The following is a 17,347-nucleotide window of genomic DNA, read 5'->3' as shown; positions in this document are numbered from 1 at the left end:
TTTACTAAAATTGAAACAACTTTATAAATTTTATTTTTTTTATACTATATTACAACTCTGTTTTTTACGACAAATTTTTAATTTCTAACTACAATAACCGTTTTACCGTTTTTTTATTTTCGATTTTTTTTAATTATGTTTTATGTAAAAGATTCAATTTTTACACCTTCTTTTAAAAAGTCGATTAAAAAAATTTTTTTAAAAGGTTTATGCAAATTTTTATGCTAATAACAAGTAGTGCAAAGCCAAATTTTATGGTATAATAATAAAGATTTTATTTTATAAATTTTATAAATGTGGAGTAAAAATATGCTGGCGACAATTAGTGAAATTTGTGTACACCCTGAATTACACGATCAGAAAAAAGTAACAATTCAAGGATGAGTTACTAATATTCGTGGTAATTTAAAAATTATGTTTATCGAATTAAATGATGGCTCATCATTTAAAAATCTGCAATGCGTTCTTAAAAGTGATCTTATTGAATTTGAAAAAACTGAAAATTTGGCAATTGGAATGGCAATTGAAATTTCAGGCATCTTTTCAAACACCCCTGAGCGTCAACAATTTGGCGAGATTTTGGTTGAAAACTTTGAAATTAAAGGGCATAATTATAGCGCTAATTTTCCGATTCAAAATCAGGAAATTTCTCTTGAAATATTGCGTCAAATGCCGCATTTTCGCCATCGAACTCGTTTATTTCGTGTGATAATGAAATTAAGATCATCACTTTTTTATGAAATTCATAAGTTTTTTAGTCGTCAAGGTTTTATTAATTTTTCTGCACCAATTTTAACTTCAAATGATGGCGAAGGCGCGGGAGAAGTTTTTATTGTAGATGATGAAAAAAAAGAATTTTTTAACAAAAAAACAACTTTAGGTGTCACAGGCCAATTGCATGCCGAAGCTTATGCGTTAGGTTTTAAAAAAGTTTATACTTTTGCGCCAACATTTCGTGCTGAGCGATCAAATACACGAAAACATGCTGCTGAATTTTGGATGATTGAACCTGAAGTTGCATTTTATAATTTAGAGCAAATTATTGAATTAGCTGTGAAATTAGTTCAAAAAGTTATAAAATCAGTTATAATTAGAAATAAGGATGAATTTACGTTTTTAGAAAAAGTAGGAGATAAAAACCTCCGTCGCCGTTTGATCCAATTCTGTGATTCGCAAGTTAGTCAAATTAGTTACGAAAAAGCTATTGAATTACTTTTAGAACATCAAGACAAGTTTGAAGAAAAAGATTTGTTTTTCGGCGCTGATTTAAAAACGGAGCATGAGCGGTTTTTAGCCGAAGAAATTTTTAACTCGCCTGTTGTAATTACAAATTATCCAAAAGCATTAAAAGCATTTTATATGCACCAAAATGATGATGGTCAAACTGTTGCTGCTTTTGATCTTTTAGTTCCTGGAATTGGTGAGCTAATCGGCGGATCACAACGTGAAGTACGTTATGAAAAACTATTAGAACGAATGCATGAATTGAAAATGAATATCGAGGATTTTCAATGGTATCTGGATCTGAGAAAATTTGGTAACCCTGGATCTAGTGGTTTTGGACTTGGTTTTGAGCGACTTTTGATGTATGTTACTAGCATTGAAAATATCCGTGATGTTATTCCTTTTCCACGTACAAATAAAAATATTTTAATGTAAAAAAAGGAAAAAATTGAAAAATCATTTTGAAAGAGCACGGTTTTGACGACGTTTTATTGCTGGGTTGATTGATTTTGCTTTGCTTTTTTTATTATTTTTATTATTTTTTTATTTGCTTTTAATCTTAACAAGTTGGGCAAAATGGAAATTTTATTTTTGAATTTTAAATGTTTTTTTTATAACAATGGTTTACCGAATTTTATTTGTTGCTTTTTCAAGTCAAACATTAGGTCAATTTTTTACTAATAGTAAAATTTATTTTCTCATAGAAAATTTAAATTTTAAAGATAAAATTAAAATTTTATTCAAAAGAGAAATATTTTTAACAATTAACTGAATCATATCATTATTTATTGCCTCTTTGCTGTTAGACTTGAGTTTTGGGATTGATTTTAATTTTTTTGAGCGTTTTAAAAATCAAAAACTCAGTTTGTTTCAACAAATTAGCATTAGTTTTCCCGCTTTATTTTCGAAAGTTAACTTTTTTTTTATGATAGTTAACAGTCTTTCAATTTTAGGATCTAGACAAACAACAATTGTTGACAGATATTCAAAAACCGAAATTTATCTAAAAAAATCTAGTTTGAAAAATAATTATTTAAATCCAATTCAGGCTAATTTTGTTCCAGTTTATTGGGAGGGGAATTAAATATGTCATCGCAAAATATTTTATCACAACTTAATGAAAAGCAAAAAATCGCTGTGATTACTAATAGCGCCCATTTAAGAATTGTTGCCGGGGCAGGCACAGGGAAAACCTCTGTGCTAACAAAAAAAATTGCTTATATAATTAATGAATCATTAACTTACCCAAACCGAATTTTGGCCCTTACTTTTACAAATAAAGCAGCAGAGGAGATGCGTGTTCGTGTTGAAAAGTTGGTTGGGGAGAAAGCAAAAGATGTACATATTTTTACCTTTCACTCACTTTGTAATTTAATTTTACGAACAGAAGCAAAAAAAATTGTTGAATTAGCGGAAATTCCGATTAATAACCCTCGTTTTAATATAATCGATGAACAAGATCAAAGAAACATTGTCGAAAAACTTTTAGGAAAACATTTAAAATCACATGAAGACCGTGATGAGTCCAAAATAAGCGCTTTTCAAGCGATTCAATTTATTTCAAATGCGAAAAATTTAGAAAAAACCCCCGAAGAAATGTTTTTGAAAGCAAATAATGAAATTGAAAATATCAAAGCGCAAGTTTATCAAAAGTATGTAGAAAAAACAAAAGAAACTAATATAATTGACTTTGATGATCTTTTGCTTTATACTAAAATTGCTTTTGAAATAAATGAAGAAATTTCTAGTCGTTGGCAGAAAAAGTTTGACTTTGTTTTAGTTGACGAATTTCAGGATACTTCGTTAATTCAATATTCAATTTTAAAATTTTTTATTAAAAATAAAACTCGTTTAGTTGTTGTTGGTGATCCTGATCAGACAATTTATTCTTGGCGAGGAGCCGATCCTTCATTAATTTTAAATTTAGAAAAAGATTTTCCTAATTTGCAAACGGTAGTTCTAGATAAAAATTATCGTTCAACGCAAAATATTCTCGATGCCGCAAATCATTTAATTTCGAATAATAAAAACAGAATTAAGAAAAATTTGGTAGCTATCTCAAATGAACAAATTGATATCCATTTTGAAGACCTAACAAGCGAACGCGGCATCGAAGTTGAGTGAATTTATAATAAAATTCTTGATTTGATTACAAAAAACAAAGTAAATTATTCTGATATTGCAATTCTCGCCCGTTCAAATTTTTATTTTCGTCAAATAAGTGATAAATTAGATGCTCACAACATTCCGTATTTTAAGCATGGTAGCTCACCGTTAGCTGCTAAAAAGGAAGTCCGGGATGCTGTTTATTTTTTAAAAGTAATCGAAAATTCGGATCCATATGCTTTTGAGCAAATAATAAATGTACCGCCAAAAAAAATTGGTTCTGTAACTGTTGGCAAATTAATTGCTTTAGCTGAACAGTTTGGCCTTAACTTATACGATTTTTTATTTAATTATTATTCAGGAAGGATAAATTTAAAGGAAAAACATGGAAAAATTCCTTTAAGTCACGATAATCAAGTTAAAATTAAAACTCTTTTAGAAAGAATTTCTGCGGCAAAAAGATTTAAAACTGAAATTGAAGAGAAAAGACCATCTGTTTTTAAACTTTATTCGCAAGTTTTAGACTCTTTTTTAAAAAAAATTGACTATTTTAATGCTATTAAGGATCCAAAACAAGCCTCTGATACGCGCGAGCTTTTGGAAAAATATTACAAAACACTAGATAATTGGCAAAGCCAAAACCCAGATAAAAAATTAGCTGATTATCTTGATTATGCCGCAATTTCGCATTTTGAACAAACAGAATCACTAAACAAAATAAATCTTTTAACTGTTCATTCTTCAAAAGGTCTTGAATTTGAATATGTTTTTCTTGTTGGCATGAACCAAGGAATTTTTCCAACACAAAAAGTACTGGATTTAAATTCGCGCGATGAATACGAAGAAGAAAGAAGACTCGCTTTTGTAGCAGTTACTCGTGCTAAGAGGGTTTTATACATAACAAATGGCTATCGAAGTTTACCGGTTTCTCGTGATTTTAACCATAAATTTGCAAGCGATTATAATAGTATTTCCCCATTTATTAAAGAAATGAAAATTAAAGCGGAGCAGTTATATCAGTTCCGTAAACTTGATGCAACCGGTAAATTGAATTATGCAAGAAGCGAATCTGATAATATTGAATTTATAACTGGCGACCAGATTAGCCATTTAAAATTCGGGAAGGGAATCGTTCTTGAAGTCAGGGCCGATTCAATTTTAGTTAAATTTTTTGATATTCCTGGCGATGCTGGGATAAAAACTCTTTTAAAAACGCATAAGTCAATAGAGAAAATTTCATAGAAATGCTTCTAGATATTAAACTTTTTTTATTAATCGCTCTAATTATTTTAGTTTCTGTTTTTTTTCTTGTTTTTTTAATTGCAACTTTAATTTTTATATATAATAAAAAAACAAAAAAAACTTTTTCAATTCCTTTCACTTATGATTCTGAATTAAAAAGAATTAGAGTTAGTGATGTATTTTCGCTTCCATCATTAAAATATACGCTCAGAAACAAGAACTTGCTATCAGGGCTTTGAATTACAGAGGATGATTTTATTAGCTTACTTGAAAAACCGTATCAACAAATTTTTTTGTCTATTTTAAAAAACTGAGAAAAAAAAACAATTTTGGTGGAGTTTAAAAAAAAAATGCTATTTAACAACCATTTTCAAGTTTTTTTTCAGGAAAAACCCGAAAATGGTTTTGTTATCCAAGAAGTGCATAAACCAATCATTGATTTAAATAAAAATAAAGAAATTTTTGAAAATCGAATAGTGGATAAATTAATTTTGAATTTTGAAAATTCGAGTTTTCTTGCTGCCTTTAATTTCCCTTTTCAGATAAGTGTTGAATTTGTTAAAAATTTCTTTATTTCTTATAATAAAAAATTTTTATTTTTTAAACAAATTTCTGATTTTACAATTTTATATTTTGAGAATATTTTAATTATGCAAATCTGTGCACAATCACCGAAATTTCTTGAAAAAATTAAAAATTATTATAAAAATTATGTAAAAATCCATAATTTTAAGATTTTTTTATTTTGAACAATTATTGATCTCGACCGCAAAATAAATTATGACTGAAAAATAGAAATTTATAAATTTTTTGATCATATTATTAACAAAAAAATTGACTTTTTGGAAATAAAATCAAGTAGTCAAACTTTCAAAACAATTATTGAAAATGCGAAAAATATGACTACCACTTTTAATATTAATGATTATAAATTTGGCGAGATCTACGAATTTTCAACTAATAAACTTGCTTATCAAGTTTATAATTTTGACTTTTATCAGAGTCAAAAAATTGACAATTTAATTAGATTTTTAACAACAAATTCAAATTTTGACCATTCTAGAAAAATCTATAAAATAAATTATGTAGTTGCACAAAAATTACGAAATTTACCAATTGAATTTCAAAAATTTATTTTTCTAATTGAATCAGAAATTAATATGCTCGATATTGATATTAGCTATATTAATAATATTTGTTATCAAAAAATAGTTGATTCAAAACTGTTTTACTATCTTGACATTGAAAAACCTTCAATTTTGTTTATCGCAGATCAAATAACTTTTAAAGAATCAACGGATAGTAACGACATCATTATTTCTTCCCTTGCCGAATATGCGCGCAAGGAAAAAATTAAGATTATAATGAAAAAGGAAATGATTGCCAAGTTTAATTTTTCAAATAAAAATTTTCCGCTTTATTATTGATAAACAGTAAAATTTTGCCTTTTTTCTTTATTTTTTCTTTTTTTAAGTTTTTTTTTAACAAAATTTTTAAATTAATTTGAAAAAATAAAAATGGAGCAAATATGCAAATTTACCAATATGGAAAAATAGTATCGAAAAACAAAAATTATCTAATTATTGATAATCACGGGAGCGGTTATCTGGTTTATGTGCCGCGAATAGACCGTTTTAGCCGTGATGAAAATCGCAAAATTTATCTTTATGAATACGAAAATGATTATACAAAAATAACCTACGGCTTTGCGAGCTTCCGGGAGCGAATTTTGTTTGAGGATCTAATTTCAATTCAAGGAATTGGGCCCAAAACAGCAATTTCAGCCCTTAATTCCGGAATGCAAAATGTAATTAATTTAATTGCAAGTAATGATTGAAAATCACTTTCAAAAATTCCTTATCTTTCTGAAAAAAATGCAAAACAAATTGTTTTTGAGTTCCACCGAAAATATAGAAAATTTGCTGAAAATGATAAAAACCAACCTGATGAATTAAACACAGAACCTGCGAAAAAATTATTAGAAAAAAACGATGATTTAGAAGATATTGCACTGCAAAAAACTTTTCTTGAAGATAAAACCGCATCAAATCTTGAAGATTCGTTGAAAATGTTAGGATTCAAATCGCGGCAAATTGATTATGCGCTTGCTAAAGTTCAACCTAGTGAAAATTTTGAAAACTTAATCGAAGAAGCAATTAAACTTATTTCCAATGCCAGAGAATTTAGAAGTTAGGCCTACAAGTTTTGAAAATTTTATTGGACAAAAAAAGTTAGTTGAAACATTACAAGTTTTAATTAGTTCTTCACAAAAAAGAAAACAATCATTGGATCACATTTTATTTTACGGGCCACCTGGAACAGGAAAAACAACACTAGCAAATATTGTTGCAAATACTCTTGAAACAAAAATCAAATATGTTCAAGGCCCTTTGCTTGAAAAAAAATCAGATGTACTTGCTGTTTTGGCTAATATATCGCAGGATACGATCATTTTTATTGACGAAATTCACGGAATTAATAAAAATATTGAAGAACTTTTATACGCTGCAATGGAGGAATTTGTAATTGATTTGCAAATTGGAGTTGATGGAGAAAGGAAAATTATGCGCATGAAATTACCGCAATTTACATTAATTGGTGCTTCAACAAAATTAGCGCAAATTTCAACACCATTACAAAATCGTTTTGGCTTTGTAGCCAAAATTGTTGATTATACACTTGATGAAATGATTCAAATTATCCGTAATTCAGCATCAGTTTTAAAGCTTAAAATGAATGTAGAAATTGTTAAATATGTTGCTGGTTTTTCGAATAACACACCAAGAATTGCGAATAATTTATTAAAAAGAATCCGAGATTTTGCACTGGTTTTAAATGCTAAACGCATAGATCGCGAAATTGTTAATAGAACTTTTGATAGCATAGGAATTTATAATCAAGGTCTTACACAAATAAATATTGAATATCTAACAGTTCTTGTAAAAATTTTTAAAGGAAAATCCGTGGCACTTGATGTAATTTCAAGCGTTTTAAAAGAACACCGCCAAACCATTGTTAACATAATTGAGCCGCCCTTAATTGAAAGAGAGTTAATCGAGAAAACCTCACGAGGCCGTCGTATAACAAAAAAAGGCAGAAATTATTTAGAAGAATTAAAAAATAGCGCAACTAACTAATTACTAAAAAGTGTGACTTTTTTGGGATTAATTACTAATATTTTCTCATTTTTATTAATATTATCATAAATAAAATTGAGAAAATCTCAAACCATAATCATAGCAATTACATCATTTTGACAATACAATTGTAAATCGGTTTTTATTTTATCTCACTCATTATCACCAATAAAATTAAAATAGCGATCTATTGATTTAGTCATTGCTTCTAGCCCGTTTTTTACTGCTAATTTATTGTATGGAATAATTAATCTTTCTAAATTATATTTGTATTTATTGATAAAATTTTCAATTTTTTTAATTGAATAACAACCCTTAAGATCCGAGATTAGAATTCAATAGTTTGCAAAAGGATCTTTTAAATCAATGGTTTTTTTGATTATTTTATCTACTTTTAGCTCGTATTTTTCAACCTCTTTACTTGCTTCATGGTATGGCATTTTCTCAAGATAATTTTTAAATATTATGTCAAGCATTTCTCTTAGCCTTGTAAGTTCATATGATTTGTTAAAAACAACATAAAAATCCGCATTTTCGTTGTAAATTTTGTCAATTATTTTGCAGAAATTTTCTCAGCAATAATTTTTAGGGTCAAAGACAAGATTAGAATTTATAAAATCTTGCGATAAAATTTTTCCATTTTCCGTAATTACTATTGAAAGCTGAGAAACAATTTGTTGAAAAGGCCGCACATAATCAATGGGCGGAAAAGGCAAAGAAAACGCCTCAAAGTCATATCAAACAATTTTTTTATTCTGAAAATTTAGCAAAAATTCATTTAATTTTTTAAAATCATTAATAATAATAAAATTATTTTTTTGAAAAAAATTAAATCAATAAGAATTTTTTTCAAAAATAAGTTTCTTTTCTTCATTTTTTATTAATGTCAAAATATTATTTGCTTTTAAAAGTGTTCCATTAATATTTGCAAATTGTGGATAAAAATGTGCGATTAATACGTTAAAATCAGGATTTTTTTCAAAACTGCTATTATCAATATCTTTAGGAGCGCTAAATGTTTTGATATTTTTAGCTTCTTCAATTTCCTTTATAGCGATTTTTATTGGTATCATTTTGGCAATTTTTTTATTTTTTACAGCCGAAATTTTTTCAATTGAATTTCTTACAAGATTTCTAATTATTTTGTTTTGGTCTAAAAAATCAGGATTTTTAAATTCTGAAAGAGTTAAACCATTTTGTTTGGCAATTTTTTTAGCTAAAAAATAATTAGGTCCTTCGCGTTCAGATTTTATTGCTAATTTTACACTTTTATTAGTTGAAACTCATAAAGTTTCATGAAACTCTGTTTTATTTTTTCTTGGTGTCTCGACTGTGTCAATTAAAAAATAAGAAACTTCTTCAATTGGATTGAGCTCTTTTGAAATTTTACGAAGGCAATAGCTAGAAATTCAAAAATCCCAATTAGCTCTTAGATAATCGCTAATTTTTGTTGAGGTTGATAATTTTAATATACTTATTTTTTTGCTAAAAATAAAAAAAACAGACGGATTTGCTGTTGCCTGTTGGTATCCAAAGCAAGGATTGAAAATTATATCGCATTTCCCGCTTTTATAAAATTCTAATGTTTGACTAATTTTTCTTTCGATTTTTGTTTGGTATACAATGCAAATTTTTCTTTCAGGAAATTTATTCTTAATAAATAGGTGAAATTCTGTGATGAAATTTTTAAAAATATTAATATGTAATTCAGAAAATTTAGTCGATTCAAGGGCTAAGGCATCAATGTCTCAAATTGAATTATCAAAATTTTCTTCTTCTAAATCAAAATAAGGAAAAAAATCTGAATCTAGATTATTCCAAATAAAGTACTTTTGGCTTGTATGTAAACGAAAATAATGCGTAAAATTAATTTTCCCCATTTTAAAAATCCAATCAAAAAAAAAAAAAAAAAATTACGCGTCTATTTGTAATCTTTGGGCTAAAACAGATTGATTAATTTTTAGAATATTGGCAGAATCAACGATATTTTGATCAAATAAATGGCTATCACGAGCTAATTTATTAAATCCGCCCACAATTTTATAAAAATTATGTTGTTTCCCTCAAGGAAATTTTGCCGCGAAAATAAAACTATTTTCGCCTTTGTCTGCTGGCCTAACATAATTTGCAATATATTCAACATCTTTTTCATTAACTTGATCAAAGCCTGTTGAAACGCTATCGTTTTCGCGTTTAAAAACGAGACTATAATTGTTCACATTGTTGCTTTTCACAATTCCAGGACTAAATTTAACCAAAAATTCAACATCAATATTTTCAAGGTTTTGATCAATTTGTCCGGGAAATTTAGAATTTGAAACTTCAATTCCAACAATGTCAGCATCAGTTCTAAATAATAACGGGAATAAATTGTTATCAAAAGTTAGTAAATCACCTTTTTGATTATAAAGCCCGGAAATTATATAATTTGTATCCCTTTCTAAATTTTTTAGACTAACATACAGAAATTGATCAGATTTAATATTATGAACAAAAGATTGAATTTCATGATTCGCGCGAATCATATTAGCTTTACGATAATGAACATAAATATTTTGCGATGATAAACTGGAATCTGATAAAGCCACTTTAAAATCATACTGACTTGAAGGATCTTGCGAGTTTATTTTTTTAAAAGAATTAGAAATAATTGATGGATTTGGTTTGGTTTGAAAAACATTACCTCTGATAAATAATTGTTTTTCATTTTCGCCTTCAAGATGACTAATTTTAATAGCATATTTGGAATTAGGTTCTAAATTTGTAATTTTTAGCAATATTTTTGGTTGATTATTATGCAGGGCGCGTCTTGCTGAAAATTTAGTTTTTTGGTAATTTTCAGCATTTTCTTTTCTTAATTCAATTTTAAATGATTTAGAGACATCTTCTTGTGGCATCAATTCAACATTGTCAAGCACAAACTCAACAGATCTAGATTGTAAATTTTGTAGCAAAATTTGTGGTATTTTAGAACTACTACAAGAAACAATAACACTAGGAAAAACAACCATCAAAATGGCCTGAAAAGTTAAATAATTTATTAATTTTGCTATTCGTTTTTTTATTGTTGTGTTTATTTCCCATTTTGACATTTTAAAAAATTATATCATAATAATAGGCTTTAATTTATTTTATTTTTATTAATTAAGAAATACTATTTATATATTATAAAGATTTGTTAGATATCTATGTCAGATTTTTTTAAAAAATTAGTTAATTTTTTAAAAAACCGCATAAATTCAGCCTAAAAATAGTTTTCTAGTTAATTTACAAATTTATTTTTTGATTTTTTTACAAAAAAACGTTTGGATTTAATTTTTAAATGTGGTATAATACACAAACCGCGCTAAAAAATAACAATAATAAAAACCAATAATAAAAAAGGAGTTAAAATGGTAAAAATACGACTTCAAAGAAAGGGTTCGAAATTCAAATCCTTCTTTAAAATTGTAGTTGCAGATGCTCGTGCGCCTCGTGATGGAAGGTTTATTGAATCGCTTGGATATTATAACCCACAAAAAAAAGAAGTTAATGTAGATTTAGAAAAAACATATCGTTGGTTACATATCGGCGCTCAATCGACAAACACTGTTAGAAGTATTTTTTCAAAAAAAGGAATATTTAAAGCTTTTTTGGAGCAAAAAACAAACTCTTAATTTTTTTTTAAAATTTTAACAGATGAAGATTAATGTATTAACACTTTTTCCGCGTTATTTTGATATTTTTAGTGCAGAATCAATTATTGGAAAAGCAATTAAACAAAACAAAGTAACGATAAATGTTGTTAATTTTCGCAATTTTAGTGAAAATAAACACCAAAAAGTTGATGATTATGTCTATGGAGGTGGGCCTGGTTTGCTTTTGCAAATTCAACCTGTTGTTGCAGCATTAGAAAAAGTTGGTGGTATAAAAATCGCGCTTAGTCCTCAGGGAAAAAAATTCGATCAAACAATCGCAAAAAAACTAGCAAGTGAAGAAGAAATTACATTTTTATGCGGTCATTATGAAGGTTTTGATCAAAGAATTATTGATAATTTTATCGATTTTGAATTATCAATAGGTGATTTTATTCTAACCGGTGGCGAAATTGCGGCGATGGCAATAATTGATGCAATTATCCGTTTAAAACCAGATATAATAAATTCAAATTCTTTAAAAAACGAAACTTTTAATGACTTTTTACTAGATTATCCGCAATATTCTCGCCCGGCAAATTTTCGCGGATTTTTAGTTCCAAATGTTTTAATTTCAGGAAATCATAAGGAAATTCAAGAATGAAGACAAAAACAGCGCGAATTAATTACACAAAAAAAGCGCCCTGATTTATGAAAAAAATATTTAAAAATAAAAAATAAAAAATAAGATGATTTTCGAATATAATTTTTAGAAATAATTTTATAAAAATTTAAGAGGAGTTTAAAATGCAAACAAAATTGATAGAAATTGTTGAATCAAGCCAGCTTCGGTTGTTTCCGCAATTTCAGCCAGGCGATAATGTCCGTGTTCACTTTAAAATTCAAGAAGGAAACAAAACGCGAATTCAAATTTTCGAAGGCCTTGTAATTAAATTCAAGAAAAACGGGCTATCATCCAGTTTTGTTGTCCGCAAAATTTCTCATGGAATTGGTGTTGAAAGAACTTTTTTACTTCATTCACCTCTTGTTGATAAAATTGAAGTTGTCCGTTCCAATAAAGTTCGCCGCGCCAAATTATATTATATGAAACAACGATCAGGAAAATCAGCCCGTCTAAAGGAAATTAAACGAAAAGAATTGAAAAACTAAAAAATTAATTAAAAAATCGTGGAAAAATTAATAATAGTTGAATCTCCCAATAAAATTAATACAATTTCGGCCTATCTTGATTCAACTTATAAAGTAACAGCCTGTGTTGGTCATATTGCAAATTTAGCCAAAACCGGACAATTTGGATTAGGTATTGATCTTAAAACATGAACTCCATCTTATGTACTTGATAAAAGTAAGAAAAAAATAATCGGCGAAATAAAAAAATTAGCAAAACAGGCAAAAACGGTAATAATCGCAACTGATGCCGACCGTGAAGGCGAAGCAATTGGGGCTTCGCTTGTTGAATATTTGCAAATTAACGATAAATATCAACGAATTAAATATAACGAAATTACCAAAAGCGCAATTTTGTATGCACTTGAAAACCCCGGAAAACTCGATCAAAATCTTATAAATTCCCAGCAAACAAGAAGAATGCTTGACCGAATCATCGGTTTTCGCCTTACGGCCTTATTAAAAAATAAAATCAAAAATCCGCCAAAAAATCCGGCTGCTGGGCGGGTTCAATCGTTTGGTTTAAGACTTATTTTTGATCGCGAAAAGGAAATTAAAGCTTTCAAAGCTGAGACTTATTTTAATTTGTCAATTGAGTTAAGCGATCAAAAAGGAAATACTTTTGAAGTTAGCTATCATAATTTAGAAAACGAGGCAAAAAAAAGCGATTGAATCAATTCAGAAGATAAGCTTTTCGAAATTATCAACGAAATTAAGGAAAACCCTTACTTAATTTTTACTAAATTCCAGCAAGGAGAGAAAAAAGACGTCAAAGTTAGCCCGTTAAAACAAGCAACTGTTTTCAAAAAAATGGCGCAATTTCCCTCATCTTTGGTTGCTAATGCTTTACAAAAACTATATGAAGGTTTTGGCGATTATGGTCTTATTTCTTATCCGCGAACTGATTCAACCCGGCTTAGCCAGACTTTTATTGAAAAAGCTAAAGAATTTATAAGTAAAAATTTCGGTCAGGAATATTTTGCCAAAACAATCAAGGGTTTTAGCGGCGACCAGGATGCCCATGAGGCAATTAGACCAACAAATTTAGAACTAACTCCGGAATTAGCAAAGGCAAAATATCCACTAACTTCAGCCGAATTGCAAATTTATCAATTAATTTATACAACAACAATTGAAGCTTTAATGGAAGTTCCAATTCGTAAAATTACTCGCCTTACATTCAAAAGTCCTATAAAACAACATATATTTATCTATAGTTATTCAGAATTTCTTTTTGATGGTTATTATAAAGCAACCGAATTGCCGAAATTAAAATTTAAACCTGAATTTAAGTCATTAAATGATTTAATTAATAAAGAATTTCCGGTTAGCAAAAAATTTGAAAGTTCAATAAAATCTTCAAAACATAAAACAAATCCGCCGGCCCATTTTAACGATGGAACTCTAATTGAAAAATTAGATGATGAAAAAGTTGGTCGCCCCTCAACTTTTGCCGTTTCTATAAAAAAATTAAAAGATCATTTATACGTTATAACCGAAGCAAAATCGCTAATTCTAAGTCAATTCGGTGAAATTGTCTATGAAAATCTAGCAAAAATTTCCCCTGAGATAATTGAAGCAAAATTTACCGCCGATGTTGAAGAAGAACTTGATCTAATCGCCCAAGGAAAACAGGATTATAAAAAATATCTTGATAGTATGTGGTCAAAAATTGAAAATATTATAAATGAGGCAAAACCAATTGAAAAAGTGGTAATGGAAATTAAAACAACAGGGGAAAAATGCCCAGAATGTGGCGCTAATTTAGTTTATCGCCATAATCGCAAAACAAGTCAGAGATTTATCGGCTGTGATAATTTTCCTAAATGCCGGTTTTTAAAACCGGATTTAGAGATGAAAAAAGTGGCTAAATTTTTACCAAAAAAAACTAAAGAATAAAAAAATATTATATGGTTGATACTAATTTAATTGTTGTAATTGCCTTGCTTTTGACTTTAATTATCGGTTTTTTTGCCTTTAGTTTTGTTTCAAACCGTTTAAAATTGAAAAAGTTAAAAGCGGAAAAAGCCGAGCTTAAACAATTAGCAAATAAAACTTTAGCGATTTTTTTAGCGCGGATTATTATAATTATCGCAGAAAACGATAATTTAGTGAATAATTTCGTAGTAGGTACAAAATTAAAAATGTCTGATGTAAATAGTCTTGCAAAAATTCATTTACAAAAATTAGAAAAAGATCCAGTTGTTAGCCAAATACTTAAATCGGGCTATGAAACTGAAAAAATTTTTTTTGATAATTTAAATTCACTAGCAAAAAATAAGTCTAATTTATGAAGAAAACGTACTAGCGCCGAAATTGAATATTTTCTTGATTTTTCTTTGTATTTAAAAGATTTTGATGCTACAATTTTAAATTTCTTTAATGAAGAAAAGAGCGAATTTCAAAAATATTATCTTTCCTTAATTATGGATTTGAAAAAAGGAAAGATAAAAAGCGCCGAAATTGCGAATTTTTGCGATAAATATTTAGAAACTCGGCGAATTCCTGTAAATATAATAAGGTTACCTTTTTGAAAAAAATGAAAAAAAAGTTAGAGATTAAATTTTTATTTGTTAATTTTTTAACATTTTTTCGCCTAATTAGCGCCTCAATAATAGCTCTATTCCTTTATTTTTTTAATAAAACGAATATTTTTTACCTATTTTATAGCTCTTTTGCTGTTTTTATCCTTGCAAGTATTTCTGATTTCTTTGATGGTTTTCTTGCAAGAAAATGAAAAATTGTATCCGAATTTGGCCAAATTTTTGATCCTATTACTGACAAAATTCTAACAACGACAACCTTCTTCTTTTTAGCTTATTTACTTTTAGTGCCATGGTTTTTTGTGCTAATTTTTATTCTGCGGGATATTATTGTCGATGGTTTACGAATTTTTTTAGCCAAAAAAAGCGTAATTATTGCTGCTAATTTTTGGGGAAAGTTAAAAACTGTCTTACAAATTATGGCTATTTCAATAATTTTTCTGGGTTATTCAATTAGTGTACAAATTTATCAAAGTTATTATTATCTATTTAATTTAGGGATAATTTTCTCCGCCTTTATTTCGCTAATTTCGGGACTTTTTTATATTCGGGCAATTGCAAAATTAGTAAAGGGTAAAATTTCAAACTAGGAAATATTTTCAATAATTGTTGATAAAAAGCTATTAAAAAGCGGATGGGGATTAAGTGGTCGGGTAATAAATTCTGGATGATATTGCACGCCGATATAAAAAATATGTGTTTTTGATTCACAAACTTCAATTAAATCAGTTTTTGCATCTCTAGCGCTGAAAATGAAATCCTGATTTTCTAGTTTATTTAAATATTTTTTAACAACCTCAAAACGATGTCGATGACGTTCAAAAGCTGAATTTTTCCCGTAAATTTTTGCAATTTTTGAATTTTTGGCAAATAGAACTTGATGATTACCAAGACGGAGAGTTCCGCCAATTTGTAATTTTGAACCATCAATTTGGTTATAATCAAGAACGCTAGTTTGATCTGGTTTTTCTGCAAGAAATTCGGCAGAATGGGCATTTTTTATCCCATTTAATCTTGCTAAGGCAATTGTCATTACTTGCATTCCGAGGCAAATTCCGATTGTTGGGATGTTATTTTTATAAGTAAAAGTAGCCGCTTCAACTTTTTTTTCAAAACCGCGAAAACCAAAACCCGGAAGAATTATTATTCCGTGGAAATTTTTTAGTTTGTCTACGCGAAAATTTTCCTCCGTTGTGTCAATAAATTTTAATTCAAGATTAACTTTTTGGTGCGCGGCGGAAATTTTGAATGCTTCTATAATGGATTTATAAGCATCAAGAAATTGGGTATATTTACCAAGGGCGGCAATTTTTAGCGTTTTTTCTCATTTTTTTAACAATAAAGCGGTAAATTCTTTTCACTTTTCTAATTTTGGTTGGCGCAATTCTAACTGAAAATGCGAAAAAATTGATTTTAACAAATCAGTTTGTTCTAATAAAAGGGGCAGTTGGTAAATATTTTCAAGATTGGGAATAGTAATAATATTTTCCAACGCTAAAAAGGCGCTTTTTGCAACTTTTTGTGCAATTTTTATCTCGACTTTTTCACTTTCGAGACGAAGAAAAATTGCATTAGCGCGAATTCCGCGCGAATTGAGCTTGGCAATTGAAAATTGCGCCGGCTTAGTTTTAAACTCACCTGAGGCGCTTAAAAATGGAATATAAGTTGTATGGATAAAAAAAACATCTTTAAAACTTGATTCAGCCGCCATTTGCGAAGCAGCAAAATAAAATGGATTTGATTCCATATCGCCAACAGTGCCGCCGATTTCAACTAAAACAAAATCGCTTTGATATTTTTTTGCAACTTTTTTGATGCGGAAAATAATTTCATCAATAACATGTGGGATTATTTGCACTGTTTTACCTTGGTAAAAACCTTTTCGCTCCTTTTCGATTATTGAAAGCAATATTTTCCCGCTTGTATGATTTGAATCTTTAGAAAAATTTTGATCCACAAATCTTTCATAATGGCCTAAATCTAGATCAGTTTCGCCGCCATCGGCTGTAACAAAAACCTCACCATGTTCATAAGGGGATAGAACACCTGGATCAACATTTAAATACGGATCTAATTTTAAAATATAAACAGAATAACCGCAACTTTTTAATAAATTAGCAACAGAGGCAACCGATACCCCTTTCCCAATTCCTGATAAAACTCCGCCGGTTACAAAAATAAATTTAGCCATAATTTCCTTATAAAATTAATAATTATACTATAAATTTAAGTATTTTTTGCCAAATTATTAGTATATTTGAATAAAATATGGCACAATTTTAAATTAAAAAAA

Annotated in this window: 15 protein-coding genes; 12 read left to right on the top strand and 3 right to left on the bottom strand. The window is 28.4% G+C overall.

Features of this window, described 5'->3' with window-relative positions:
• The first annotated feature begins 309 nt into the window (after positions 1-309).
• The 6 genes from asnS (at position 310) to ruvB (ending at position 7,709) form a co-directional block, all read left to right on the top strand.
• Positions 310-1,659, top strand: coding sequence for an asparagine--tRNA ligase (gene asnS, locus MYF_RS01960; protein WP_039387626.1), 1,350 nt, complete (start codon positions 310-312; stop codon positions 1,657-1,659).
• A gap of 13 nt (positions 1,660-1,672) precedes the next feature.
• Positions 1,673-2,308, top strand: coding sequence for an RDD family protein (locus MYF_RS01955; RefSeq protein ID WP_002557761.1), 636 nt, complete (start codon positions 1,673-1,675; stop codon positions 2,306-2,308).
• Between the two features lie 2 nt (positions 2,309-2,310).
• Positions 2,311-4,572, top strand: a complete 2,262-nt coding sequence (locus MYF_RS01950) for an ATP-dependent helicase (RefSeq protein ID WP_002557760.1) — start codon at positions 2,311-2,313, stop codon at positions 4,570-4,572.
• A gap of 2 nt (positions 4,573-4,574) precedes the next feature.
• A complete protein-coding gene (locus MYF_RS01945) occupies positions 4,575-6,002 on the top strand; it encodes a hypothetical protein (RefSeq protein WP_002557759.1) in 1,428 nt (475 codons plus the stop codon).
• A gap of 98 nt (positions 6,003-6,100) precedes the next feature.
• A complete protein-coding gene (gene ruvA / locus MYF_RS01940; protein WP_039387782.1) occupies positions 6,101-6,766 on the top strand; it encodes a Holliday junction branch migration protein RuvA in 666 nt (221 codons plus the stop codon).
• A complete protein-coding gene (gene ruvB / locus MYF_RS01935; protein WP_002557757.1) occupies positions 6,744-7,709 on the top strand; it encodes a Holliday junction branch migration DNA helicase RuvB in 966 nt (321 codons plus the stop codon). Before ruvA ends, ruvB begins: the two co-directional genes overlap by 23 nt.
• Here the strand turns inward: ruvB and MYF_RS01930 are convergent.
• On the bottom strand, positions 7,706-9,589 hold the full coding sequence (locus MYF_RS01930) for a DUF2779 domain-containing protein (RefSeq protein WP_039387623.1): 1,884 nt from the start codon (positions 9,587-9,589) through the stop codon (positions 7,706-7,708). The genes ruvB and MYF_RS01930 overlap by 4 nt on opposite strands.
• A 33-nt stretch (positions 9,590-9,622) precedes the next feature.
• Positions 9,623-10,801, bottom strand: coding sequence for a hypothetical protein (locus tag MYF_RS01925; protein ID WP_236681773.1), 1,179 nt, complete (start codon positions 10,799-10,801; stop codon positions 9,623-9,625).
• Between the two features lie 300 nt (positions 10,802-11,101).
• Between MYF_RS01925 and rpsP the strand changes: the two genes are divergently transcribed.
• From rpsP to pgsA, 6 genes are read left to right on the top strand one after another with little or no spacing between them, the layout of a single operon-like run.
• Entirely contained in the window at positions 11,102-11,365 is a 264-nt protein-coding gene (rpsP, locus tag MYF_RS01920) for a 30S ribosomal protein S16 (protein ID WP_002557755.1), read from the top strand.
• 22 nt (positions 11,366-11,387) lie between these two features.
• Positions 11,388-12,071, top strand: coding sequence for a tRNA (guanosine(37)-N1)-methyltransferase TrmD (trmD, locus tag MYF_RS01915; RefSeq protein ID WP_002557754.1), 684 nt, complete (start codon positions 11,388-11,390; stop codon positions 12,069-12,071).
• A 59-nt stretch (positions 12,072-12,130) separates the two neighbouring features.
• A complete protein-coding gene (rplS, locus tag MYF_RS01910; protein ID WP_002557753.1) occupies positions 12,131-12,493 on the top strand; it encodes a 50S ribosomal protein L19 in 363 nt (120 codons plus the stop codon).
• An 18-nt stretch (positions 12,494-12,511) separates the two neighbouring features.
• A complete protein-coding gene (gene topA / locus MYF_RS01905) occupies positions 12,512-14,410 on the top strand; it encodes a type I DNA topoisomerase (protein WP_002557752.1) in 1,899 nt (632 codons plus the stop codon).
• A gap of 11 nt (positions 14,411-14,421) precedes the next feature.
• The gene (locus tag MYF_RS01900) at positions 14,422-15,066 is read left to right on the top strand and encodes an MHJ_0274 family protein (RefSeq protein WP_002557751.1); all 645 of its coding nucleotides are present in this window, start codon (positions 14,422-14,424) and stop codon (positions 15,064-15,066) included.
• Positions 15,051-15,644: a CDP-diacylglycerol--glycerol-3-phosphate 3-phosphatidyltransferase gene (gene pgsA / locus MYF_RS01895; RefSeq protein ID WP_002557750.1), complete on the top strand. Its 594-nt coding sequence runs from the start codon at positions 15,051-15,053 to the stop codon at positions 15,642-15,644. Before MYF_RS01900 ends, pgsA begins: the two co-directional genes overlap by 16 nt.
• Here the strand turns inward: pgsA and MYF_RS01890 are convergent.
• The gene (locus MYF_RS01890; RefSeq protein ID WP_002557749.1) at positions 15,641-17,245 is read right to left on the bottom strand and encodes a CTP synthase; all 1,605 of its coding nucleotides are present in this window, start codon (positions 17,243-17,245) and stop codon (positions 15,641-15,643) included. The two genes, pgsA and MYF_RS01890, sit on opposite strands and share 4 nt — an antisense overlap.
• Between the last annotated feature and the right edge of the window lie 102 nt (positions 17,246-17,347).

Source organism: Mesomycoplasma flocculare ATCC 27399 (assembly GCF_000815065.1).
Lineage (GTDB): Bacteria > Bacillota_I > Bacilli_A > Mycoplasmatales > Metamycoplasmataceae > Mesomycoplasma > Mesomycoplasma flocculare.
Note: the sequence above shows the minus strand (reverse complement) of the source record. Positions and strands in the feature narration are given on the sequence as shown.